Raw genomic sequence first — 21,235 nt, 5'->3', positions numbered from 1 at the left:
CTCAGCTGTCCACGAATCCGGCGCCGTCGTCCGGCCCGAAGTCGCCTTCCCCGTAGGAGTAGTCGTCGCCGGGGTTGAACGCGCCGCGGTCGTAGGAGTCGAACGAGGAGTACCAGTAGTTGTCGTAGTACGTCTGCGAACTGCTCTCGTAGTACCTGCGCCGGTAACCGCTCGCATAGGACGGGTCGTACGGGTCGGGCTGCCCGCCCGCCTGCGCGGCGCAGTCCGGGCAGTACCCGCCCTGCACGGCGTGCTCGGCGCAGACGGGCCGCCCGCATCCCGGGCACGCCGCCACGGCGGGCCGCCCGCAGCGGCCGAGCAGGAAGAACCCGGTGGTCACGGTGCAAGGGGTCACTGCGTCCTCCTTCCGGGCGCGCCCGCGTCCGCGCCGGGCGGCGTCCAGCGGAACGGCTCCGTCGACACGTGCAGGATCCGCTCGCGCAGCTCGTCGTCCTTCAGCGGCCCGGCCAGCTTGGCGCTCGCGCGGATCGTGAACCGGTTCCCGTCCTTCACCCGCACCTGGACCCACCCCGGCGGCGGCGTGCCGGGCGGCCGCGGGGACGCGCCCTTGCCGAGCCGCCGCGTCACGCTGACCAGCTGCACCGTCTTCGTCTTGTGCTTGTACTTGACCTTGCCGCGCGGGTTCCGCTTCTTGTACTTGCGGTGCCGGATCCGGTCGGTGACCGACAGCTCCACGACGCTGCCGTCCCGCAGCTCGGCGCGCATCCGCAGCCACGGGTCGAAGACGAACCACTCCTTCATCGACAGGATCGGCCGGGACACCTGCACCGGACGCTCCGGCCCGCGCTTCTCCGGGACCTTCGCGCCCCGCATGTCCAGCGCCACCGACAGCGTGCCCTCCGGCGGCATGTCCGCCGCCAGGACGCGCAGCATCGGCACGAGCACCCGCGTCGTGCGCGGCGTGATCCGCCACCTGCGCCGCTTCACCGCGGCCTCATGGCCGGCGAGGCTCTGGATCACCGGCTCCCACTGGTCGCGCGGCAGCGACACCGAGAACCCCTGCTCCAGCACCAGCGCCCGGTGCAGCGGGTGGAACCCCTCGATGGCCGCGCGTTGCTTGCGCCAGAACATGACGACACCCCACCTATCGGTCTGACGGCGCGATCGTACGGTAGACCCCGGCCAGCCGGGCGCGCGAGCGCGTCCAGGTCAGGCCGCCGGCGACGCGCGCGCGGGCCCGCGCGCCCATCGCGGCGGCCTCGCCGGGGTACTCCAGCAGGATCCGGACGGCCCGCGCCAGCTCCGCCGGACGGTCCGCCGGGACGAGCCGCCCGTGCTCCCCGTCCGCCATCAGCTCGCGGACCGCGGGCAGGTCCGAGGCGACGACCGGGACGCCCGCCGCCATCGACTCGATCACCTTCAGCGGCGCGCAGCCCTGGTCGAGGTTGCGGGCGCAGCCGGTCAGCGGCGCCACCGACACCTCGGCGTGCGCCAGCCACGCGGCGACCTCGGGGTGCGGCAGCGCGAACCGCCAGTCCAGCCGGCCGGCGACGCCGAGCCGCTCCGCGAGCCGCCGGACCGGCTTCGCGCGCCGCTCCGGGACGGACGAGCAGATCACCAGCCGCAGGTCGGCGAGGTCGCCGAGCCGCGCGAACGCGCGGAGCAGCACGTCGATGCCCTGCCACGGCTGGAGCGCCCCGACGTAGACGAGGTAACGGGCGGGTGCCCCTGCCGGACGCGGCGTCTCGCCCGGCAGGTCGGCGCCGTTCGGCACGAGGTGGACCTTCTCCTCCGGCACACCGAGGCCGCGGACGGCATCCCCGATCACCCGCGACGGCACCACGACCGCGTCGCAGCGGTCCAGGCAGAACCGCTCCAGCTCGCGGATCTTGCCGAGCGTCGCCGGCGACGCCCACGGCCAGGTGTGGCCCATCTCGATCGACGGCAGTCCGTTCACCTCGAAGACGACCTTGTAGCCGCGGCCCTCGACGGTCAGCGCGGGCAGCGCGCTCCACGGGTCCCGGACATGGACGACCTCCAGCGAATCCACATGGTCCTTCAGAACCGCCGCGACCCATGCCGAATACGCTTCCGCCCGGTCGATCAGATTCGGAATCTGTGCCCCGAACCTGACGATCTCGCGGGCGCCCTCCCGCTGATAGGCGGGCAGCCCGCCACCGCCGAGCACGCCCAGCAGCCCGCCGCCGAACTGCTCGAAAAGCTCGTCGGCCATCTGCGCGATATGCACTGCCGACCCTTTACCGGAAGGGAAGCGGTCGAACGCGAAATAGGCGGCCCGGTGCCTCATCCGACGGCCACCTCCTGCGCCCGCGACGACCGGTGCCAGGCGATCTGGTCCGCCAGCCCCTCCGCGAGCGGCGTGCTGGCCGACCAGCCGAGCAGCCGCGCCGCCCGACCGCAGTCCGCCCAGGTCAGCGCCGCGTCACCGGCCACCGGCGCCTCCCGCCGGATCTCCGCCCGCACGCCCAGCACCCCGGTCAGCAGCTCGATCGCCGACCGCACCGCCACCGGCTCCGGATGGCCGACGTTCAGCGCGACGCCCGGTGGCAGGTCCTCCGCCGCGGCCGCCAGCGTCGCCGCCACCACGTCCCGCACATGCGTGAACGACCGCGATTTCCGCCCGTCCCCGAAAACCGGCAGCGGGCGCCCGTCCAACGCCGCCTCGATGAAACGGTGGAACGCCATATCGGGCCTCTGCCGGGGGCCGTATACCGAGAAGTACCTCAGCACCACCGTGCGGAGACCGTTCTCGGCGGCGAGGCCCGCGAGCCGCTCGACCTCCACCTTGCTGGCCGCGTAGGGGCTCCCCGGGTCCAGCGGATCGTCCTCCCGGTTCGGCCTGTTCCCCGCCGACCCGTACACCGACGAACTCGACGCCACCACCACCCGCGGGCGCAGCCGCGCCGGCCGCCGCGCGCACGCCTCCAGCAGCCGCGCCGTCGCGAGCACGTTGTCGCGCTCCGCCGCCGCGCGCCCGCCGCCCCACGAGCTGCGCACCCCCGGCCGTCCCGCGAGGTGGACGACGACGTCGGCGGCCGCGACCGCGTCGAGATCGTCCACCGCCAGGTCCCGCTCCAGCGCCGTGACGCCCGGCCGCGCCGCCACCCCGGCCCACGCCCGCCGCGCCTGCTCCGGCGTGGGCGACCGCCCGGGCGCGTCCACCGCGAGCACCTCGTGCCCGGCGCCCGCCAGGGCATCGGCCACATGGCCCCCGATGAACCCGGCCGCACCCGTCACCACCACCCGCACGCGGGAACCCTATCCATCCCGCCGCGTTCTTGGACAGATCCCCCGGAGTCCACTGACCAGCGAAGATCGTTCCGGGTGTAGTCATCGGGGCCCTGCCGGACATCTCCGAGCGACACCGACCCGAGAGAAGGGAGCCGGCGTGCCGGATCCAGACGGGGAGTTCACCCGGTTGTGGGACACGCACTACGACGACGTGCTCAGGTACGCGGCGCGGCGGATCGACCACGAGACGGCCCGCGACATCGCCGCGGAGACGTTCCTCGTCGCCTGGCGGCGGCGCGGCGACATCCCGCCCGACCGCCCGTTCCCGTGGCTGCTGAACGTCGCCCGCAACGTCCTCGCCAACGAGATGCGGGGCCGCCGCCGGCGCACCCGGCTGTGGGACCGGCTGCGCGGCGACCGCCCGCGCGCCCCCGCCGCCGACGTCGCGTCCGGCCTGGCCGAAGGCGGCCGCGTCGCCGCCGCGCTCGGCCGCCTGTCCGACCGCGACCGCGAGGTCCTCCAGCTCGTCGGCTGGGACGGCCTCGACGCGCGGGACGCGGCCGTCGCGGCGGGCTGCTCGGTCAAGACGTTCTCCGTGCGCCTGCACCGCGCACGGCGCCGCCTGACCGCGGCCCTCGCCGAGATCGACGCCCGCGCCGAGACCGACGCGGGCCGCCCCGCGCCCGCCGCACCGCTGCAAAGGAGCCCCCAGGCATGAACGACCTCCACGAAGTCCGCCGCGTCATGGCCCCGGCCGACCCCTGCCCGCCCGGCGCCTTCGACGGCGCCGCCCACGACCCGGCCGGACGCGCCGCCTACGAGCGGATCACGGCGTCCGCGGCCCGCCGCCCGGGGCCGTCCCGCCGCACGACGTTCCGCCTCGTCGCCGCCGGCGGCGTCGCCGGGGCGCTCATCGCCGGCGCCGTCGTCGCCACGAGCGACGGCAAGCCGCACCACCCGGCGCCCGCCGCGGCGACGGAGACGCAGCAGGTGCTCGACGTCGCCGCGACGTTCGCGCTGAAGCAGCCGTTCACCGCGCCGCGTCCCGGCCAGTGGGTCTACACCGAGACCGTCTACCGTCGCAGCGGCGTCCCAGGGGAGGGCACGGTCGTCAAGCCGGGCTCGCCGCTCAGGAAGACGGTCGACCGCGAGTGGGTCCGGGCGGACGGAAGGCGCATGGCAACGTACGACCACGGCAGGCTCGTCACGTCCGCGACGGGCGGGGGGCTGCCGCCGACCGACTACGCCACCGTCTCCAAGCTGCCCACCGACCCGGACGCGATGCTGGCCTGGGCACGCAGGCAGCCGACGCCCGGCGGCGGGAACGGCGGCGCATTCGGGCTGCTCGGATCGCTGCTGCTGAACAACAGCGCGCTGCCGCCCGCGCAGACCGCCGCCGCCTACCGCGCGCTGGCGAAGATCCCCGGCGTCACCGTGGACCGGACCGCCAGGGACGCGGCCGGGCACAAGGCGGTGTCGGTCTCGTTCCTCATCGAGGGCTGGGCGAAGGACGAGGTCCTCCTGGACCCGTCCACCTACGCCTACCGGGGCCACCGGACGACCGTTGCCCAGGACCACACCATGCCGGACGGCGGGCGCTTCCTGAAGGGCGCCGTCGAGAGCTACTCCGTCCGCCTGTCCGCGGGCGTCGTGGACCGTCCCGGCCAGCGCCCCTGACCTTCCGCCCTCGCGACGGGGGTCGTCCGGTCAGCGCGGCCGGGCGACCCTCGCCTCGTCCCAGACCGGCTCCGAGGACTCGTACACCGAGCCGTCGGCGCCGAACACCAGGAAGCGGTCGAAGGAACGGGCGAACCAGCGGTCGTGCGTCACCGCGAGGACCGTCCCCTCGTACGACTCCAGGCCCTCCTGCAGCGCCTCCGCGCTGGCCAGGTCGAGGTTGTCGGTCGGCTCGTCCAGCAGCAGCAGCGTCGCGCCGCCGAGCTCCAGCAGCAGGATCTGCAACCGCGCCTGCTGCCCGCCCGACAGCGTCTCGAACGGCTGCTCCGCGCAGAACTGCAGCTCGTACCGCGCCAGCGCGTTCATCGCGTCGTTGCGCAGCCGCGCGTGCTCGGTCATGACGATCTCGCACGGCGTGCGGCCGGCCAGGTCGGGACGCGCGTGCGTCTGCGCGAACAGCCCCGGCACCACCCGCGCGCCGAGCCGGGCGACCCCGGTGTGCGCCACGGGACGCACCGGCACCGCGCCGCGCGGCAGCACCTCCGCCACCGCGGCGAGCAGCCGCAGGAAGTGCGACTTCCCCGAGCCGTTCGAGCCGAGCACCGCGACCCGCTCCCCGAACCACACCTCCTCGCCGAACGAGCGCATCAGCCCGGTCAGCTCCAGGTCCTCGCAGATCACCGCCCGCTTGCCGGTCCGGCCGCCGCGCAGCCGCATCTTCAGGCTCTGGTCGCGGGGCGGCGTCTCCGGCGGCCCCGCCTCCTCGAACTTGCGCAGCCGGGTCTGCGCCGCCCGGTACCGCGACGCGAAACCGTCGTTGACCGTGGCCTTCACCTTCAGGGTGTTGACCAGCTCCTTGAGCTTCGCGTGCTCCTCGTCCCAGCGCCGCCGCAGCTCCTCCAGCCGCTCGTTGCGGTCGCGGCGGGCCGCCGCGTACGTCGAGAACCGGCCGCCGTGGATCCACACCCGGCCCCCCTCGACGGTCACGATCCGGTCGGCGCAGCGGTCGAGCAGCTCCCGGTCGTGCGAGACCACCAGCACCGTCTTGGCCGTCTCCCGCAGCCGCTCCTCCAGCCACTGCTTGCCCGGCACGTCCAGGTAGTTGTCCGGCTCGTCCAGCAGCAGGACCTCGTCGGGCCCCCGCAGCAGCGCTTCGAGCGCGAGCCGCTTCTGCTCGCCGCCCGACAGCGTCCGCGTCTCCCGCCACCGGCACGCGTCATAGGGGACGCCGAGGGCAGCGACGCAGCACGCGTCCCACAGCACCTCGATCTCGTAGCCGCCCGCGTCGCCCCACCCGGCCAGCGCGTTCGCGTACCTCAGCTGGGTCGGCTCGTCGTCGCGCTCCATCATCGCCAGCTCGGCGGCCTCCACTACGGCGGCGGCCTCCCGCACCCGCGGCGGCGCCACCGACAGCAGCAGGTCGTGCACGGACGACTCGTCCCGCACGTTGCCGATGAACTGCCGCATCACGCCGAGCCCGCCGCTGTGCGCGACCGTCCCGTCCTGCGGCGCCAGATCGCCGGAGACCAGCCGCAGGAGCGTCGTCTTACCGGCCCCATTGGGCCCGACCAGCGCGGCCGTCACGCCGTCGCCGACCCGGAACGACGCGTCGTCCAGCAGCACCCGCCCATCGGGCAGCGCATGACTGACGTGCCCGACCTCCACGTGACCCACGCTGACCCCTCGCCCTTGAGAATCCGCCGCCGAGTCTCCGGAAGCCGCGGCTACCCCGTCAAACCGTTTTCCGGTGCCGGCGGGCCTAGCGGAGTTCTTCGGCCAGGGCGATGATGACGCCCTCTGGCCCGCGGACGTAGCAGAGCCGGTAGATGTCCTCGTACTGCGCCACCTCGTGCACGAGCTCGGCGCCGTGGCCGCGCAGCCGCGCGATGACGTCGTCGATGTCGTCGACGGCGAACATGATGCTGCGGAGGCCCAGCGTGTTCGGCGGCGCGACCGCCGGCTCGGCGCTGAACGCGGCCGGCGCGTGGAACCTCGTCAGCTCGATCTTGCCGTGCCCGTCCGGGGTCCGCATCATGGCGATCTCGACGCGGACGCCGTCGATCCCGTTGACCTGGTCGACCCAGGGGCCCTCGACCGGAGTCTCGCCCTCCAGTTCCATGCCGAGCTCGATGAAGAACGCCTTCGCGGCCTCGAGGTCGTCGATGACGAGACTGACGTGGTCCATCCGCTTGATCGTCATTCGCCGAGCATACGGAGCGGGCGTCCGGCCATGCCGGAGAACGGCGGCCTCAGGCGGACGCCAGGAGCGCCCGGACGTGCGCTGCGGCCGCGTCCAGCGGGACCTTCTCGGTGTCGCCGGTGGCCCGGGCGGTCACCTCCGCCACGCCCTCGGCGAGCCCGCGGCGGCCCACCGTGATCCGGTACGGGATCCCGGTCAGCTCCACGTCGCGGAACTTCACCCCCGCCCGCTCGGCCCGGTCGTCGATCACGACGTCGACGCCGGCGTCCCGGAGGGCGCCGTAGATCCCCTCGGCGGCGCCCGCCACGTCCGCGTCGTCGGACTGCGCGATCACGACCGCGACCTGGAACGGCGCCACGGCGACCGGCCAGACGATCCCGCGCTCGTCATGGTGGGTCTCCACGATCGCGGCCATCGCCCGCTCGACGCCGATGCCGTAGCTGCCCATCACGACCGGCACCCGCTTGCCGCCGGGGTCGAGGACCTCGGCGCCGAGCGCGCGGGCGTACCGGTCGCCGAGCTTGAAGATGTGCCCGACCTCGATCGCCCGGACGATCTCCAGCGGCTCGCCGCAGCGCGGGCACGGCTCGCCGGCGGCGACCTCGCGCAGGTCCGCCCACGTCCCGACGGTGATGTCGCGGGCGACGTCGACGCCGCGCAGGTGCATGTCGTCGATGTTCGCGCCGGTGAACATGTCGCGGCGGCGGCGCAGCGCCTCGTCCGCGATCACCGGGAGCGCCGTGCCGACCGCGCCGAGGCTGCCGGGCAGCGCGCCGAGGGCGTCCCGGATCTCCGCCGGGTCGGCGGCGCGGATCTCGGCGGCGCCGGTCGCGTCCACGAGCTTCTGCTCGTTGAGGGCGTGGTCGCCGCGCAGCAGCACGAGCGTGAGGGCGCCGTCCAGGACGTAGACGAGCGTCTTGATCTGCCGGTCGCCGGGCGCGCCGAGCCGGTCGGACGACCGCAGCGACGCGCCGGCGGCGCGAGGATCGTTCGACCGGCCGCTGTCGGGGGCCTGGGGGTCGCCCCCCAGAAAACGCGTCAGATCGTCGATGGTGCGGACGCCGGGCGTGTCGAACCGCTCGGGCGCGGGCAGGCCCGGGCCGTCGGACGCCTCCGGCAGGGCGGACGTGGCGCGCTCGATGTTCGCCGCGTACCCGCAGGCGGGGGAGTGCGCGACCAGGTCCTCGCCGACGTCGGCGGGGCACATGAACTCGGTCGAGCCGGCGCCGCCCATCGTCCCGCTGGACGCGTCGCACGGCAGCGCCGGGATCCCGAGCCGCGCGAAGATCCGCGTGTAGGCGCCGTGGTAGGCGTCGAACGAGACGTCCAGCCCGGCGCGGTCGATGTCGAAGCTGTAGGCGTCCTTCATGGTGAACTCGCGCGTGCGCATGAGGCCGCCCTTGGGGCGCGGCTCGTCCCGGAACTTCGTCTGGAACTGGTACCACTGCTGCGGCAGCTGCTTGTAGGAGTTCAGCTCCCGCGCGACGGTCGCGAAGATCTCCTCGTGGGTCATGCCGAGCGCGAGGTCGGCGCCGCGCCGGTCCTGGAGGCGGAACATCTCCTGCCCCATCAGCTCCCAGCGGCCCGACCGGCGCCACGGCTCCGCCGGGTGCAGCGCGGGCAGCAGCATCTCCTGCGCGCCGATCGCGTCCATCTCCTGCCGCACGATCTCGATGATCTTCGCGCGGACGCGGACGGCGAGCGGCAGCAGGCTGTAGTGCCCGGCCGTCAGCTGCCGGACGTAGCCCGCGCGCAGCAGCAGCCGGTGGCTCGGCGCGTCCGCCTCGGCGGGGTCGTCGCGGAGCGTGGGCACGAACATCTGGGACCAGCGCATCTCGCGAGACTAGCGAAGCGGTCCTGGGCCCCGCCGCCGGTCAGTACCCTTGTTCGCTGTGAGTCGAGAAGGTGTGACGCCGCAGAGCGAGGATTTCTCCGCCTGGTACAACGAGCTGGTCGTGCAGGCCCAGCTCGTCGACCGCGGTCCGGTTCGCGGCACGATGGTCATCCGCCCGTACGGTTACCGGGTGTGGGAGCTGCTCCAGGCGGACCTGGACCGGCGCATCAAGGACGCGGGGCACGACAACGCGTGCTTCCCGATGCTGATCCCGGAGTCCTACTTCAAGCGCGAGGCCGAGCACGTCGAGGGCTTCTCCCCGGAGCTCGCCGTCGTGACGCACGCCGGCGGCAAGGACCTGGAGGAGCCGCTGGTCATGCGGCCGACCTCCGAGACCGTCATCGGCGAGTACATGGCCAAGTGGATCGACTCGCACCGCGACCTGCCGCTGCTGCTGAACCAGTGGGCGAACGTGGTCCGCTGGGAGATGCGGCCGCGGATGTTCCTGCGCACCACCGAGTTCCTCTGGCAGGAGGGCCACACCGCGCACATCGACGAGGACGACGCGATGCGCGAGACGATGTGGGCGCTGGACACCTACGCCGCCGTGGCGCGCGAGCTCGCGGCGATCCCGGTGATCGCGGGGGAGAAGACGCCCGGCGAGCGGTTCGCCGGCGCCGTCCGCACCTACACGATCGAGGGCATGATGCGGGACGGCCGGGCCCTGCAGGCCGGCACCTCGCACTACCTCGGCACGAACTTCGCCAAGGCGTTCGAGATCCAGTACCAGGACGAGGCGGGCAAGCTGACCCTGGCGCACACGACGTCCTGGGGCATGAGCACTCGGATGATCGGCGGCATGATCATGACGCACGGGGACGACAAGGGCCTCGTGCTGCCGCCGCGCCTCGCCCCCTACCAGGTGGTGATCGTCCCGATCGGGCGCAAGGAGCAGGGCGAGCAGGCCGCCGCGGAGGCCCGCCGGCTCGGCGCCGCGATCAAGTCGATGGGCATCCGCGTGCACGTCGACGACAACCGGCCGCAGCTGTCGCCCGGGTTCAAGTTCAACGAGTGGGAGATGCGCGGCGTCCCGGTCCGCATCGAGCTCGGCAAGCGCGACATCGAGGGCGGCGTCGCGACCGTCGTGCGGCGGCTCCCGACCGTCGAGGGGCAGGGCAAGGAGCAGATCCCCCTCGACAAGGTGCCCGAGGTGCTGCCCGGGATCCTCGCCGAGTTCCAGTCGTTCCTGCTGGCCCGGGCCGAGGCGTTCCGCGAGGAGCACACCGTCGCCGTGGACGCCTGGGACGCGTTCACCGCGCAGGTCGGCACGGGCTGGGCCCGCGCGTTCCACTGCGGCAGCACCGCCTGCGAGGACGAGATCAAGGCCGAGACCGCCGCGACGCCGCGGGTCATCCCGGCCGAGGCGCCCGAGGAGACCGGCGTGTGCGTCAAGTGCGGGCAGCCGTCCGCCTACGGCAAGCGCGTGATCTTCGGCAAGGCGTACTGACGGGCGGCGGGGGCCGCGCGGTCAGGAGTCCTCCTCCTGCTTCGCGCGGCCGCCCGCCGACAGCCGGGTCAGGTACGGCTGGACGAACCACGCCCACCCGCACACCGCGAGCACGGCCAGCGCCGTCCCGACCGCGGCCGTGCCCATCGCGAGCGTCTGCACGACCAGCGTGGTGGCCGCGGTGACCGAGAGCGCCAGCGCGAACGCGCCGAGGATCCCGAACCGGTTCGCGCGCCGGATCAGCAGAGGCTTCTTGTTGAGCTGGAACAGGATCCGGTGCTGGAACACGGGCGCGATGAAGCACACCGAGGCGAGCGCGGCCCCGAACAGCGCCACGTAGAACAGCGCCTTCCCGGTGTCGTCGACCTGCACGAATCCCTTGGAGAACGGGACGGTCAGCAGGAACGCGAACAGCACCTGCACGCCCGTCGTGGCCACCCGGAAGCCCTGGAGCAGCTCCATCAGCTGCCGGTCGAGCCGCTCGTGCTCGGTCTCGTTGCGCGGCTTGGACGAGGGGTCGGTCATGACCCCCCTTTACCCGGCAAAACGCCCATCAGTGCCGGAGATCGGGTGCGACCGTCGGCCGGGTTCTCCCCGGGGCTCAGTCGAGCGTCGGGGCGTCCACCCGCAGCGCGACCATCGACACGTCGTCGCGCAGGTCGCCGTCGCAGAACTCCAGCAGCGCCTGCTCCACCGCGCCGAGCATCTCCTCCGGGGTGCCGCCGGCCTGCCCGGCCAGCGCCTCCAGCAGCCGCTCCTGCCCGAACTCCAGCCGCGCGTGGTCGCACGCCTCCAGCACCCCGTCGGAGTGCAGGATCAGCGTGTCGCCGACGCCGAGGTCGATGGTGTCCGACCCGGCCTCGAAGTCCTCGAACAGGCCGAGCGGCACGCCGCCCCGCGACGCCGACCGGATCACCCCGTCCGCGCGGACCACGATCGCCGGCGGATGGCCCGCGGTGCCGAGCGACACCGTGACCCGCTCCGGGGTGATCTCCAGCCCCGCCATGATCGCGGTGACGAACCGGTCCTCGTCCAGCAGCGCCTCGTTCGCGACGCCGAGGATCTCGCCCGGCCGCGACTTCCACCGCGCCGCGAGCCGCATGCAGTGCCGCGCCGTCGCCGTCACCGCCGCCGCGTCCTCGCCCTTGCCGCACACGTCGCCGAGGACCAGGCCCCAGCCGTCCCCGACGCGGAACACGTCGTAGAAGTCGCCGCCGACGTCCGCGCCGTGCGTCGCCGTCAGGTACCGCGCCGCGACGCTCGCCCCCGGGATCGCGGGCAGCGCCCGCGGCAGCAGGCTCGCCTGCAGCGAGTCGGCGACCTCGGCGCGCCGCCGGTACAGCCGCGCCGCCCGGATCACCAGCGCCAGGTAGCGGCCGAGCCGCTGGACGACCCCGAGGTCCATCAGGTCGAACGGCCCGTACTCGCCGCCGGACGCGAGCGTGATCGTGCCGAGGCACCGGTCGCCGTCCTCCACCGGCACGCTGAGCAGCGACGTCGCGCCGATCTTCGCGCAGACCGGGACGCCGTCGCCGGCGTTGCCCAGCTCGTCGAGGCTCTCCACGTGCGGCCGCAGCGCGCTCTGCCGCGTCACGAACACGTCGTGCGGGAGCGTTCCGGCGGCCGGGTGCAACTCCTGGAGCGTCCGCGCCGCCTCGACGGAGTGCTCGTCGTCCGGGCCCATCACCACCTGGCGGTGCAGGGCGGGCGCCGTGCCCGCCGCCGCGCCGCCCGGCCCGGACGCGCCGCCGTTCGGGCCGGTCAGATCGATGAACGCCCAGTCGGCCAGCTCGGCGGCCAGCAGCCGCGCGCACCGCCGGACCGCGACGGTCTCGTTGAAGACGGGCTCGTCCAGCAGCAGCTCGCTCGCGGTGGCCAGCACGTCCATCCGGTGCACGATCGTGGCCACGGCCTCGTCGTCGATCCGGGCCTGCGGCTGCGGCGCGCGCCCCTGCGGCGGCGCGGCCGGCTCCGGCACGCGCGGCGCGCCGCCGTCCGGCCGGGCGGTCGCGCGCTTCCCCGTGCCGTCGCGCTTCGCCGGTGCGGCGCGTCCCGCCGCGCCCGCGCCCTTGCTCTCGTCGCCGGTGCCCTGCGCGTCCGCCGGGGGGCGCGCGGCGCCCGCCGCGACGACCACCATCGGGTCCGGCTCCCCGCGGATCCACACCCGGGCCAGCGTCACGACCGCGTCCACTGGACGCTCCCGGCCGAGGAACCGCACCGGCACCCGCCGCCGCCGGCCCGTCCGCACCACCGCCGCCAGCTGCGAGCGGACCGCCGCACGCGTCGCAAGGTCGCAGAACGCGGTGAACTGCTTGCCCGACACGTAGCCCGACGAGGTGCCGAGCAGCTCCGCCGCCTGGCGGTTCACCCGCCGGACGCTGGTGTTGCGGTCGAGCAGGAACAGCGGCACGGGCGCGTCCTGGAAGACCGTCCGCAGCACCCGCCGCTCGTTCTCCGCCGCGTTCGACCCGCCCTGCTCGGTGCCCTGGTCGGCGCCCATGGTGCGCAGCGCCGTCACGGCGAGATCCAGCTCCACCAGCGCCGCGTCCAGGGTGGCGCGCAGGTCGGCCTCGGGCATGCCCGAGGCCTGGCGCAGCTCACCGATGCGCCCCTCGAGATCCGAGATCTCCCGTACCAGGGACTCGGGTTCGAGCTGATCGGGCTGATCGTGCAAAGGGTCTCCCTCTGTGCCCCGAGGCGAGGCCGGACAGGATCGGCTTCGCGGCTCCGCTCATCCGGACCGCAGTCTCGGCGACTGCATCTCGCAGCCTATGCCGGTCACCTCCGTGCTCCTAGCGCGGGACCTAGCGGAGCCCCTGGTCACCGACGATCCGCTGGGCCAGTGCGGTCAGTTTCACATGCCTGGTCTGCGAAATGCGGCGCATCTCGGCGAAAGCCTCGTCCGCACTGCAACTGAGTGCGTGCATCAGGATGCCCTTGGCCTGGTCGACGACCGCGCGCGCCTCCACCGCCTCCTGCAGCTGCGCGGCGGTCCGGTGCACGTCGTCGTACTGCTGCGCGTTCGACATCGTCGCCGAGCCCTGCGCCAGCAGCAGCGAGACGAGCGCGAGCCGGTCGTGCCCGAGCGCCTTCGGCGTCACCCCGTACAGCGACAGCGTCACCAGCACCGGCGGGTTCAGGTGCGGGGACGTGGTGAAGCACCGCACCCCGCGGCGCAGCATGTCCGACACCGCCTCCGGCCAGCGCGTCTCGACGAGGATGTCGTCGCAGCTCAGCGTGCGGCGGTCCAGCACGACGTCGAAGATCGGGCCGCGTCCCCGGGACAGCTGCCGGTCGGTGACCTCGGCGAGGTCGGGATGGCTGGCCGCGGCGGCCAGAGGCTCGGGCCGCTCCGCGTCCGGCGAGGGCAGCTCGTCCGGCGCCACGTCCCCGGCCGCGTCCGGGAGGTCGGGCCCGCCCCGCCCGGCCGCGCCGTGCCCGGAGGCGTCCTGCTGCCGCGGGACGCGCGGGACGTCCGGCGGCCGCGCCGCCGGATCGGGCGAGCCGCCGAGCGCGGCGACCGCGACCGGGTCGCCGAGGGGAGGCGCGGGCACCGCCCAGCGCACGCACGCGGCGCCCGCGCAGCCGGGGACGGCGCGCGACGCCAGCTCGGCCACCCGGTGCAGGGTGCCGACGTCGGAGGACTCCCCGACCATCCCCAGCCGGGCGATCTCCACGGCGAGCTGGTCGGTGAGCACCGTTTCGGTTGGAGCCACGCTTATGACGTTATCCTGCGCCACGTCGTGCCGGGGATGGCCGCCCTGGTCCGGGGGCCGCCGGGGCCGGGGTTCAGTTGTTCGGCGGGGCCTTGCTGATCTCGGGGAGGGCGCCCCGCTGCCCGTCGGCCACCGCGAGATCGCCGATGGACACGATGCCGACCGGACGCCGTCCGCCGTCCACTACCGGCAGCCGCCGGACGGACCGCTCGATCATCAGCCGCTCCGCGGTCTCGGTGTCGTCCTCGGGGTGCAGGGTGCACAGCTCTGCCGTGCAGACGTCGCCGAGCGGCGTCAGCGAGGTGTCGCGGCTCTCCGCGACGGCCCGCACCACGATGTCGCGGTCGGTGACCATCCCGCAGAGCTGCCCCGCATAGGTGACCAGGACGTCGCCGATCCCCTCGTCCCGCATCAGCCGGGCCGCCTCGTACAGCGTCGCGTCCAGCGGCAGCACCTGCGGGGCCGGGGTCATGACGTCGCTGACCCTTCGTGGCATCGCGCGCACATCCTCTCGAATAACCGGCGGCTCGCGTGGCCCGTGTGCGCGCCTTACCCACGGTCGGGGCGCCTATGCGGACGGTCCTGGTTACCTGGGCGTGACGCTTCAGAACGCGAACACGCTGCCGGTGCGGGAGTGCATCGCGCAGTCGTTGGCGTAGTGGGCGTGGAACGACACGGGGTTGCCGTGCCAGCGGCCTTTGGCCTGCGCGACGACGGGCGCATAGACCTGCGTGCACATCCGGCCGTCGGGGGCGTGCGCGAACTTCCCGCCGGAGCCTTCGAGCTCGGAGCAGGCGCGGGCGGGATCGGGATGCCGCCCGCCCGGCGGGTCGCAGGTCAGCGTGACCGCGTGCGTCCCGGACGTCGTGCGGCCGGGATGGGTCAGCGTGAGCTGCAGGGACGTCGTCCCGTTCCCGGAATGGTGCGCGGGGACGGCGGGCGAGAGGGCGATCACGGCGCCCGTGATGACGGCGGTGATGTTCGACATGGCTACTCCCGACGGTCGGAGGGACCGTCGCTCAATGTATCCATGCGGCTACGAAGTGTGCAGGGAAACCGACGATCCCGCGGTCACGGGGTAACCGCGGGATCGAGTCGGAGGGTGAAGAGGGGGACGCCGGGTCAGGCGGCGAGGGTGTGCGCGGCGCGCTTGTGGCCCGCGAGGGCCTCGCGGAGCTGCTTGCGGCCGCGGTGCAGGCGGGACATCACCGTGCCGATGGGGGTGCCCATCATCTCGGCGATCTCCTTGTAGGCGTAGCCCTCGACGTCGGCGAGGTACACCGCGTCCCGGAAGTCCTTCGGAAGCGCGCGCAGGGCGTCGATCACCTCGGAGTCGGGGATGCGGTCCAGCGCCTCGGACTCGGCCGACCGGAAGCCGGACGAGTGCGCCTCGGCCTGCGCGATCTGCCACTCCTCCAGCTCCTCGGAGCCGGCGCGCTGCGGCTCGCGCTGCTTCTTGCGGTAGGTGTTGATGAAGTTGTTGGTGAGGATCCGGTGCAGCCAGGCCTTGAGGTTCGTGCCCTCCTGGAACTGGTGGAAGTTCACGTAGGCCTTGGCCAGGGTCTCCTGGACGAGGTCCTCGGCGTCGGCGCTGTTGCGGGTCATCCGCACGGCGCTGGCGTACAGCGGGTCGGCCAGCGGCAGGACGTCGCGCTCGTAGCGCTGGGTGTTCCCGATGCCGTCGGCGTTCTCGATCTCGATGGTCTCGATGTGCGCGGCGGCGGCCGGAACGCGCACGCGGTCGGTGCGCACGCTGGTGGTGCGCACGGCGGTGTCGCGGACGGGCATGGTGACAGCGGTCATCATCGCTCCCCGTGGTCATGACCCCGTGAGGGGCCGGTTGCTGGCGCGTGCTCGGCGGCACGCGCGTGCCGGGCGGAATGACCGCCCCCCGTACAGGTGGTACGCGCCACCGTTCCCGACGGGTTCGGCCGGCCTTTGGCACGCTCCAGCGACGTGGTCCTCGCGGGTTCGTGCTCGTCTCCGGGGGAGACGGTCCGGCAGGGTCGGGAGCTCAGCTCCGCGGCGGCGCGGGCCGGGCGGCGGGTGCGCGGGCCGGCGGTGCCAGGGCGACCCCGGGGGTCCGGGACGTCGCGGGTCATGCTCGGCCGGGTGCATCCACGCTTCAGTGGCTTCCCGATTAGTAAGACGCCGGAAAGGGGTCGGAAGGTTGCGTGGCGTCCGTCACATACCGTGGCGTGTCGGTCGAACTGGGCCTTATGTGGCGCTATAAGCGGGTTTGCGAGGGCGGTGGGCCGCCTCAGGACGGAAGATGGCCGGCCAGGACCGTCCGGACGAGCCGCCCCGCGAACTCCTCCGGCGCGTCCGGGAGCCGGGCGCCCGCCGCCACCGCCTCCGGCCCCGCGAGCCGGATCAGGAACGCGTGCTGCTGGCAGCCGCCGAGCAGCGCGGCGGCGATGGACGGCGGCGCCGCCCCGCCGTCGAGCCGTCCGGCCCGCTGCTCCGCCTCCAGGTACCCGATCAGTGCGGCGTGCCCGAGGACCGGCCCGGCCGCCGGACCCCCGGGCGGACCGGCCGGCGGCCCGCCGGGGGAGCCGGGCGGAAGCGCCGGGTCGGCGGCCCCTCCCGCGGCCTGCTGCTGTGCCTGGACGGGCCCGTCGGCGCGCAGCCAGGCGATCAGATCCGGGTCCGCCAGCACCGGCCCGATCATCGGCAGCAGCTCGCCGTAGAAGCGGACCATGCCGGCGGCCAGCCGGGTGAGGTTGCCCTCCACCGTGCCCTGGCCCGCGGACCCGGCGAGGGCCGCCATGGCCGTCCGCGCGGTGGCCGTGACCTCGCCCAGCGCCGCCGCGAACAGGGCGGTCTTGTTGGCGAAGTGGTTGTAGAGGCTGCCCTCGGAGACGCCCGCGCTCCGCGCGATCTCCTTGGTCGTCGCGGCGGTGATCCCGCGCGCCCGGATCACCTCGACCGCCGCCGCCAGGATCCGCTCCCGCATCGGCTCCGCGGCCGCCTTGCCAGTGGCCTTGCCGGCCGCCCTGCCCTGCGCCTTGCCGGCCGCCTTGCCCGCCGTTCTGCCCGCCGCCACCTGCGCCACCTTCCTTCCGCCGCCGGACCGTAGCACCCCCCAGCATACTGAGTGAGCACTCACCCGTGCCGGCGTGGGAGGGCTCCCCTGCCGAGTTCGCGAGAACCCGGGCGAATGTCCCTCACACCAGGTAACGTCCCCTTCACCGCGGGTTGCGGATGCAGGGCAGCATCGTCGCCCAGGGAGGGGTCCGCGTGACCATCACCGGAAGACAGCCGGCACCGCCCACCGGGGCCGACGCGCTCCAGACCGACCAGCGGGCCGGGGCCAGGCAGCCCCGGTTCCTCGACCAGCCCCTGCTCGGCGTCGTGAGCATGGCCGCCTTCACGCTCAACGAGCACGGCCGCATCAACCACTGGAACCACGCCGCCACCGACCTGTTCGGCGCCGGCCCCCTCCAGGCCGCCGGCCGTTCCCCCGCCTCGCTGCTGCGGCTCCCGCAGGAGCACCGCGGCGCCTTCGAACCCGAGGTCTTCGGGCACGTCTGGTGCGGCGCCTGCATGGTCCCCCGCGCCGACGACGGCCGCCCCGCCGAAGTCGGCTGGTGGGTCTACCCCGTCGAACCGGACGGCGACCCGGGCGCCCGCAACGTCCGCGTCCTCGCGCTCGCCGCGGACCTGCGCCGGCTCCGCGAGGACGGCCCCGGCCTCGCCATGGACGACGTCCTCGTCGCCGCGCCCGACGGCGACGCCCGGCGCGCCGCCGGAGCCCGGCTGCTGCGCGTCGAGCCCGTCCTCGCCCCGCCCGCCGAACCCCCCGGCGACGGGCACCCCGACGGGCCCCTCGACCGCCGCCTCGCCGAACTCCTGCCCGCCGTCGGCGCCGCCGCCACCGACGCGATCGTGTCCCGCGTCCTCGCCCACGGCCGGCCCGCCGTCTCGCTCAGCATCACCGTCCGGCTCCCCGTCGTCCCGCACGCCGGCGACATGCCGCGCGCCCTGCGCATCCGCCCCCGCGCCGTCGCGCCGTCCCGCCCCGAGGCCGACCGCGACGACCCGGAGCACGGCGCGCCCGGCACCGACGAGAACGAGACCCTCACCTTCCTCAGCGAGGCCGGCCAGCAGATCGGCGGCTCCCTCGACCACCTCCAGGCCGCCCGCACCCTCGCCGAGGTCCTCGTCCCGCGCATCGCCGACTTCGCCGCCGTCGAACTCCTCGAAGGCGTCGCCGCCGACTCCGCCCAGCCCGCCGCCGACCTCGACGAGACCGTCACGATGCGGCGCGTCGCCGTGGCCCACAACGACGAGCCCGGACGCTGGGACGGGATCGTCCCGGAGGGCGAGGTGCTGCTGCCGGCGCACGGCACCCCGTTCGTCCGGGCCATGCGGACCGGCCGCCCGGTGCACGTCCCGCGGGTCGACGCCGAGTACGCGGCCGGGCTGTCCGCCTCGTTCGGCGGCCGCGACATGCGCCCCCTGTTCACCGGCCGCGACCTGCTCGTCGTCCCGCTGATCGCGCGCGGCCGGGTGCTCGGCACCTTCAAGCTGCTCCGCAAGCCCGACCGCCCCGGCTTCGACGACCTCGACCTCGCCATGGTCGACGAGCTCGCCCGCCGCGCCGCGCTCTGCGTCGACAACGGGCGGCTCTACCGGCGCGAGGTCCAGGTCGCCCAGGAGCTCCAGCGCAGCATGCTGCCCGCCGACCCGCCCGAGGTCCCCGGCGCCCGCGTCCACTACCGCTACCGGCCCGCCGGGCAGGCCGCCCAGGTCGGCGGCGACTGGTTCGACGCCTTCCCGCTGCCCGGCCGCCGGCTCGGCATCGTCGTCGGCGACGTCATGGGGCACGGCCTCACCTCCGCCGCGATCATGGGCCAGATGCGCACCGCCGTGCGCACCCTCGCCGTCGAGGACATGCGCCCCGACCTGCTGCTCCGCCAGCTCGACGCGCTCGCCCGCCGGCTCGGCGAAGGCTACGTCGCCACCTGCCTGTACGCCGTCTACGACCCCGTCGCCCGGTGCTGCAGCTTCGCCAACGCCGGGCACGTCCCGCCCGTCCTGGTGTCCGAGAGCGGCGAGAGCCGGGTGCTGCCCGTCCCCGCCGGGCTGCCGATCGGCGTCGGCGGCGAACCGTTCGAGACCACCGAGATCCCGGTCGAGGACGGCTCCCGGCTCGTCCTGTGCACCGACGGCCTCGTCGAACGCCGCGGCCGCGACATCGACGAGGGCCTGGAGGAGCTGCGCGCCCTGCTCGCCGGCCCCGCCCGCCCCCTCGACGCCACCTGCGACGCCCTCCTCGGCGCCCTCGCCACCACCGCCCCCGCCGACGACATCGCCATCGTCGCCGTCGGCCTCGACGGCATCCCCTCCGGCGACGTCGCCGTCTGGGAGCTGGAACCCGAGCCCAGCATGGTCCCGCGGACCCGCGCCCAGGTCGCCTTCAAACTCGCCGAATGGAACCTCGACGCCGTCGCCGACACCTTCCAGCTGCTGGTCAGCGAGCTGATCACCAACGCCCTGCTGCACGGCGCCGGATCCATCGTGCTGCGGCTCATCCGCGGCGACGCCCTGCTCTGCGAGGTCTACGACGACGGCCAGGACATGCCGCACCTCTGCCACGCCGACGCCACCGCCGAATCCGGGCGCGGCCTCCAGCTCGTCAGCCACCTCGCCGCCGCCTGGGGCACCCACCGCACCGACGGAGGCAAGGTCGTCTGGTTCGAGCACCGGCTCCCGCAGGTCACCGGCCCGCCTCCCGCCGGTGGGAGGTAACTGTCCCCTCCGCGACAGATAGTTTCCAACGTCCGGGTCCGCTGAGATCGATAGTGTCGAAGCGCATCAACGGCCCATCGGGGGACGATTTGGGCGAGAACCTGACCCTGCCGGTCCCGGAGACCCTCTACGCCACCTACGCCGTCGCGCTCACCGCGCCGATCCCCGACCCCGGCGAACTCGCGCACGACGAGCTCGCCGCACGGACCGAACCGCCGCTGCGCGACCTCGTCCTCGGCATGCTCGGCAGCCCCATGGTCACCCTCGACCAGCGGCCCGCCGCCGAGTTCCCGCCGCTGCCCGCCGACCTCCTCGCCGCCTACGGCGCCTCGCCCGCCGCCCTCACCGCCCTCGACGCCGCCACCCACATCCTCGCCGTCCGCGCCGCCTACCGCCCCGGCCACCCGCCCGCCCACGAATGGGCCGCCCGCGCCATCGCCGGAGCCGTCGCCGCCGCCCGCACCGCCCCCGTCATCGACGTCTTCACCCCCCAGATCCTCGCCCACGACCACCTCACCCGGTCCCTGCCCGGCCCCGGCGGCGCCGTCCGGCTCACCGACTGGATGCTCCTCCCGCACACCTCCGGACCGCACGGCTTCTGGTTCACCACCAAGGGCCTCGCCCGCTTCGGGCTCCCCGAACTGCAGACCGAGAACGTCCCGCCCGCCCTCGTCGTCCCGTGGGGCCGCGTCCTCAACGGCCTCGCCCGCCGCGTCCTCGATCTCTGGCAGGACCGCCTCCCCGCCGGCGAGCAGCCCCTCGTCGTCGACCTCCCCGAGACCGTCACCGTCGGCCTCCAGGACATCGCCGCGGCCCAGGGCACCGACGAGCCCGTCCGCCGCGAGGCGGCCGTCCGGCTCCGCCTCGACGCCCCCGACGACCCCGTCCTCACCGTCCTGCCCGCCGACGACGGCCCCGACCGCCTCGAATCCCTCTGCGCCGCCCTCTTCGGCGCCCGGGACGGCCGCCGTTGACCCCCGCCCGGCTTGCCGTCCGCCGCGTCCAGAGCGCAGGATCGACACCGTGAGATTCGGCCCACGCGCGCGCTCCGGCCCCGATCCCGACGACTCCGGCCCCCCGGACGCCGGCACACCGGCGCCCCCGCCCCACCCGGGCGACGTCCATGTCGCGGGCCGCAGCAGGTCCCGCCCGGAGGAGCCCGCCGACTGGGTCCCCGTCCCACCTTCGGAACCCCCCGCACCACCGGACCCCCAATGGACCCCCCGCGGCGCCCTCGCCCGCACGCCTCGCCCGCCGGACGATCCCCCCAAGCCGCCACAGGGCCCCGCACCGGAGCCGCCCCCGCCCGGCCAGACCGCTTGGACGCCCCACCC

At 74.3% G+C, this 21,235-nt stretch carries 19 protein-coding genes; 5 read left to right on the top strand and 14 right to left on the bottom strand.

All coding sequences use genetic code 11. The features are described from left to right. Position 1 precedes the first annotated feature (1 nt). Genes J4709_RS43830 through J4709_RS43815 form a run of 4 tightly spaced genes read right to left on the bottom strand, consistent with a single transcriptional unit; the run spans position 2 to position 3,231 of the window. The gene (locus tag J4709_RS43830; protein ID WP_208251083.1) at positions 2 to 355 is read right to left on the bottom strand and encodes a hypothetical protein; all 354 of its coding nucleotides are present in this window, start codon (positions 353 to 355) and stop codon (positions 2 to 4) included. Further along, the gene (locus J4709_RS43825) at positions 352 to 1,092 is read right to left on the bottom strand and encodes a hypothetical protein (RefSeq protein ID WP_208251082.1); all 741 of its coding nucleotides are present in this window, start codon (positions 1,090 to 1,092) and stop codon (positions 352 to 354) included. The genes J4709_RS43830 and J4709_RS43825 overlap by 4 nt, the downstream gene beginning before the upstream one ends. A 13-nt stretch (positions 1,093 to 1,105) precedes the next feature. Beyond that, positions 1,106 to 2,269, bottom strand: coding sequence for a glycosyltransferase family 4 protein (locus J4709_RS43820; RefSeq protein WP_208251081.1), 1,164 nt, complete (start codon positions 2,267 to 2,269; stop codon positions 1,106 to 1,108). Beyond that, complete coding sequence (locus tag J4709_RS43815; RefSeq protein ID WP_307802059.1) at positions 2,266 to 3,231, bottom strand: NAD-dependent epimerase/dehydratase family protein; 966 nt, start codon at positions 3,229 to 3,231, stop codon at positions 2,266 to 2,268. The genes J4709_RS43820 and J4709_RS43815 overlap by 4 nt, the downstream gene beginning before the upstream one ends. Before the next feature lie 139 nt (positions 3,232 to 3,370). Here J4709_RS43815 and J4709_RS43810 point away from each other — a divergent pair, with 139 nt between their 5' ends. Then, positions 3,371 to 3,931 (top strand): RNA polymerase sigma factor, encoded by a 561-nt coding sequence (locus tag J4709_RS43810; protein WP_208251079.1) that lies wholly within the window; start codon positions 3,371 to 3,373, stop codon positions 3,929 to 3,931. Then, a complete protein-coding gene (locus tag J4709_RS43805; RefSeq protein WP_208251078.1) occupies positions 3,928 to 4,890 on the top strand; it encodes a CU044_5270 family protein in 963 nt (320 codons plus the stop codon). The genes J4709_RS43810 and J4709_RS43805 overlap by 4 nt, the downstream gene beginning before the upstream one ends. A 30-nt stretch (positions 4,891 to 4,920) precedes the next feature. Here J4709_RS43805 and J4709_RS43800 read toward each other — a convergent pair whose 3' ends face one another. The 3 genes from J4709_RS43800 to J4709_RS43790 all read right to left on the bottom strand — a co-directional run bounded on the left by J4709_RS43800 (position 4,921) and on the right by J4709_RS43790 (position 8,924). Then, positions 4,921 to 6,564 (bottom strand): ABC-F family ATP-binding cassette domain-containing protein, encoded by a 1,644-nt coding sequence (locus J4709_RS43800; protein ID WP_208251077.1) that lies wholly within the window; start codon positions 6,562 to 6,564, stop codon positions 4,921 to 4,923. 85 nt (positions 6,565 to 6,649) lie between these two features. After that, positions 6,650 to 7,075 carry a VOC family protein gene (locus J4709_RS43795; RefSeq protein WP_208251246.1) on the bottom strand — a complete coding sequence of 142 codons (426 nt, stop codon included), beginning with the start codon at positions 7,073 to 7,075 and terminating at the stop codon, positions 6,650 to 6,652. 64 nt (positions 7,076 to 7,139) lie between these two features. Further along, positions 7,140 to 8,924, bottom strand: coding sequence for a proline--tRNA ligase (locus J4709_RS43790; protein ID WP_208251076.1), 1,785 nt, complete (start codon positions 8,922 to 8,924; stop codon positions 7,140 to 7,142). 58 nt (positions 8,925 to 8,982) lie between these two features. On the opposite strand from J4709_RS43790, the gene proS reads away from it, so the two are divergent. Beyond that, complete coding sequence (gene proS, locus J4709_RS43785) at positions 8,983 to 10,431, top strand: proline--tRNA ligase (RefSeq protein ID WP_307802058.1); 1,449 nt, start codon at positions 8,983 to 8,985, stop codon at positions 10,429 to 10,431. Positions 10,432 to 10,452: 21 nt separating this feature from the next. Here the strand turns inward: proS and J4709_RS43780 are convergent, their stop codons facing one another. The 7 genes from J4709_RS43780 to J4709_RS43740 form a co-directional block, all read right to left on the bottom strand. Then, complete coding sequence (locus J4709_RS43780; protein WP_173096584.1) at positions 10,453 to 10,956, bottom strand: DUF6328 family protein; 504 nt, start codon at positions 10,954 to 10,956, stop codon at positions 10,453 to 10,455. A gap of 76 nt (positions 10,957 to 11,032) precedes the next feature. Further along, positions 11,033 to 13,105 carry a SpoIIE family protein phosphatase gene (locus tag J4709_RS43775; RefSeq protein WP_307802057.1) on the bottom strand — a complete coding sequence of 691 codons (2,073 nt, stop codon included), beginning with the start codon at positions 13,103 to 13,105 and terminating at the stop codon, positions 11,033 to 11,035. A 130-nt stretch (positions 13,106 to 13,235) separates the two neighbouring features. Further along, a complete protein-coding gene (locus J4709_RS43765) occupies positions 13,236 to 14,147 on the bottom strand; it encodes an ANTAR domain-containing protein (RefSeq protein WP_307802056.1) in 912 nt (303 codons plus the stop codon). Positions 14,148 to 14,220: 73 nt separating this feature from the next. Then, the gene (locus tag J4709_RS43755; protein WP_208251072.1) at positions 14,221 to 14,643 is read right to left on the bottom strand and encodes a CBS domain-containing protein; all 423 of its coding nucleotides are present in this window, start codon (positions 14,641 to 14,643) and stop codon (positions 14,221 to 14,223) included. A gap of 108 nt (positions 14,644 to 14,751) precedes the next feature. Then, positions 14,752 to 15,135 (bottom strand): SSI family serine proteinase inhibitor, encoded by a 384-nt coding sequence (locus tag J4709_RS43750; protein WP_208251070.1) that lies wholly within the window; start codon positions 15,133 to 15,135, stop codon positions 14,752 to 14,754. 134 nt (positions 15,136 to 15,269) lie between these two features. Next, positions 15,270 to 15,950: a sigma-70 family RNA polymerase sigma factor gene (locus J4709_RS43745; RefSeq protein ID WP_232384954.1), complete on the bottom strand. Its 681-nt coding sequence runs from the start codon at positions 15,948 to 15,950 to the stop codon at positions 15,270 to 15,272. Between the two features lie 457 nt (positions 15,951 to 16,407). After that, positions 16,408 to 17,193, bottom strand: coding sequence for a TetR/AcrR family transcriptional regulator (locus tag J4709_RS43740; protein ID WP_208251068.1), 786 nt, complete (start codon positions 17,191 to 17,193; stop codon positions 16,408 to 16,410). A 194-nt stretch (positions 17,194 to 17,387) separates the two neighbouring features. On the opposite strand from J4709_RS43740, the gene J4709_RS43735 reads away from it, so the two are divergent. Together J4709_RS43735 and J4709_RS43730 are read left to right on the top strand one after the other, a co-directional pair. After that, positions 17,388 to 19,901, top strand: coding sequence for a SpoIIE family protein phosphatase (locus J4709_RS43735; protein WP_208251066.1), 2,514 nt, complete (start codon positions 17,388 to 17,390; stop codon positions 19,899 to 19,901). An 89-nt stretch (positions 19,902 to 19,990) separates the two neighbouring features. After that, complete coding sequence (locus J4709_RS43730) at positions 19,991 to 20,875, top strand: hypothetical protein (protein ID WP_232384953.1); 885 nt, start codon at positions 19,991 to 19,993, stop codon at positions 20,873 to 20,875. The last annotated feature ends 360 nt before the right edge of the window (positions 20,876 to 21,235 follow it).

Source organism: Actinomadura violacea, assembly GCF_017573465.1.
Classification (GTDB): Bacteria; Actinomycetota; Actinomycetes; order Streptosporangiales; family Streptosporangiaceae; genus Spirillospora; species Spirillospora violacea.
The sequence above is the reverse complement of the archived record's forward strand: the minus strand, read 5'-3'. Positions and strand labels throughout refer to the sequence as shown.

Excerpts from the sequence above, each read along its gene's own strand:
- J4709_RS43790 (WP_208251076.1), bottom strand. The coding sequence starts at position 8,924 with ATGCGCTGGTCCCAGATGTTCGTGCCCACGCTCCGCGACGACCCCGCC.
- J4709_RS43745 (WP_232384954.1), bottom strand. The coding sequence starts at position 15,950 with ATGACCGCTGTCACCATGCCCGTCCGCGACACCGCCGTGCGCACCACC.
- J4709_RS43755 (WP_208251072.1), bottom strand. The coding sequence starts at position 14,643 with ATGCCACGAAGGGTCAGCGACGTCATGACCCCGGCCCCGCAGGTGCTG.
- J4709_RS43820 (WP_208251081.1), bottom strand. The coding sequence starts at position 2,269 with ATGAGGCACCGGGCCGCCTATTTCGCGTTCGACCGCTTCCCTTCCGGT.
- J4709_RS43825 (WP_208251082.1), bottom strand. The coding sequence starts at position 1,092 with ATGTTCTGGCGCAAGCAACGCGCGGCCATCGAGGGGTTCCACCCGCTG.
- J4709_RS43805 (WP_208251078.1), top strand. The coding sequence starts at position 3,928 with ATGAACGACCTCCACGAAGTCCGCCGCGTCATGGCCCCGGCCGACCCC.
- J4709_RS43750 (WP_208251070.1), bottom strand. The coding sequence starts at position 15,135 with ATGTCGAACATCACCGCCGTCATCACGGGCGCCGTGATCGCCCTCTCG.
- J4709_RS43780 (WP_173096584.1), bottom strand. The coding sequence starts at position 10,956 with ATGACCGACCCCTCGTCCAAGCCGCGCAACGAGACCGAGCACGAGCGG.
- J4709_RS43795 (WP_208251246.1), bottom strand. The coding sequence starts at position 7,075 with ATGGACCACGTCAGTCTCGTCATCGACGACCTCGAGGCCGCGAAGGCG.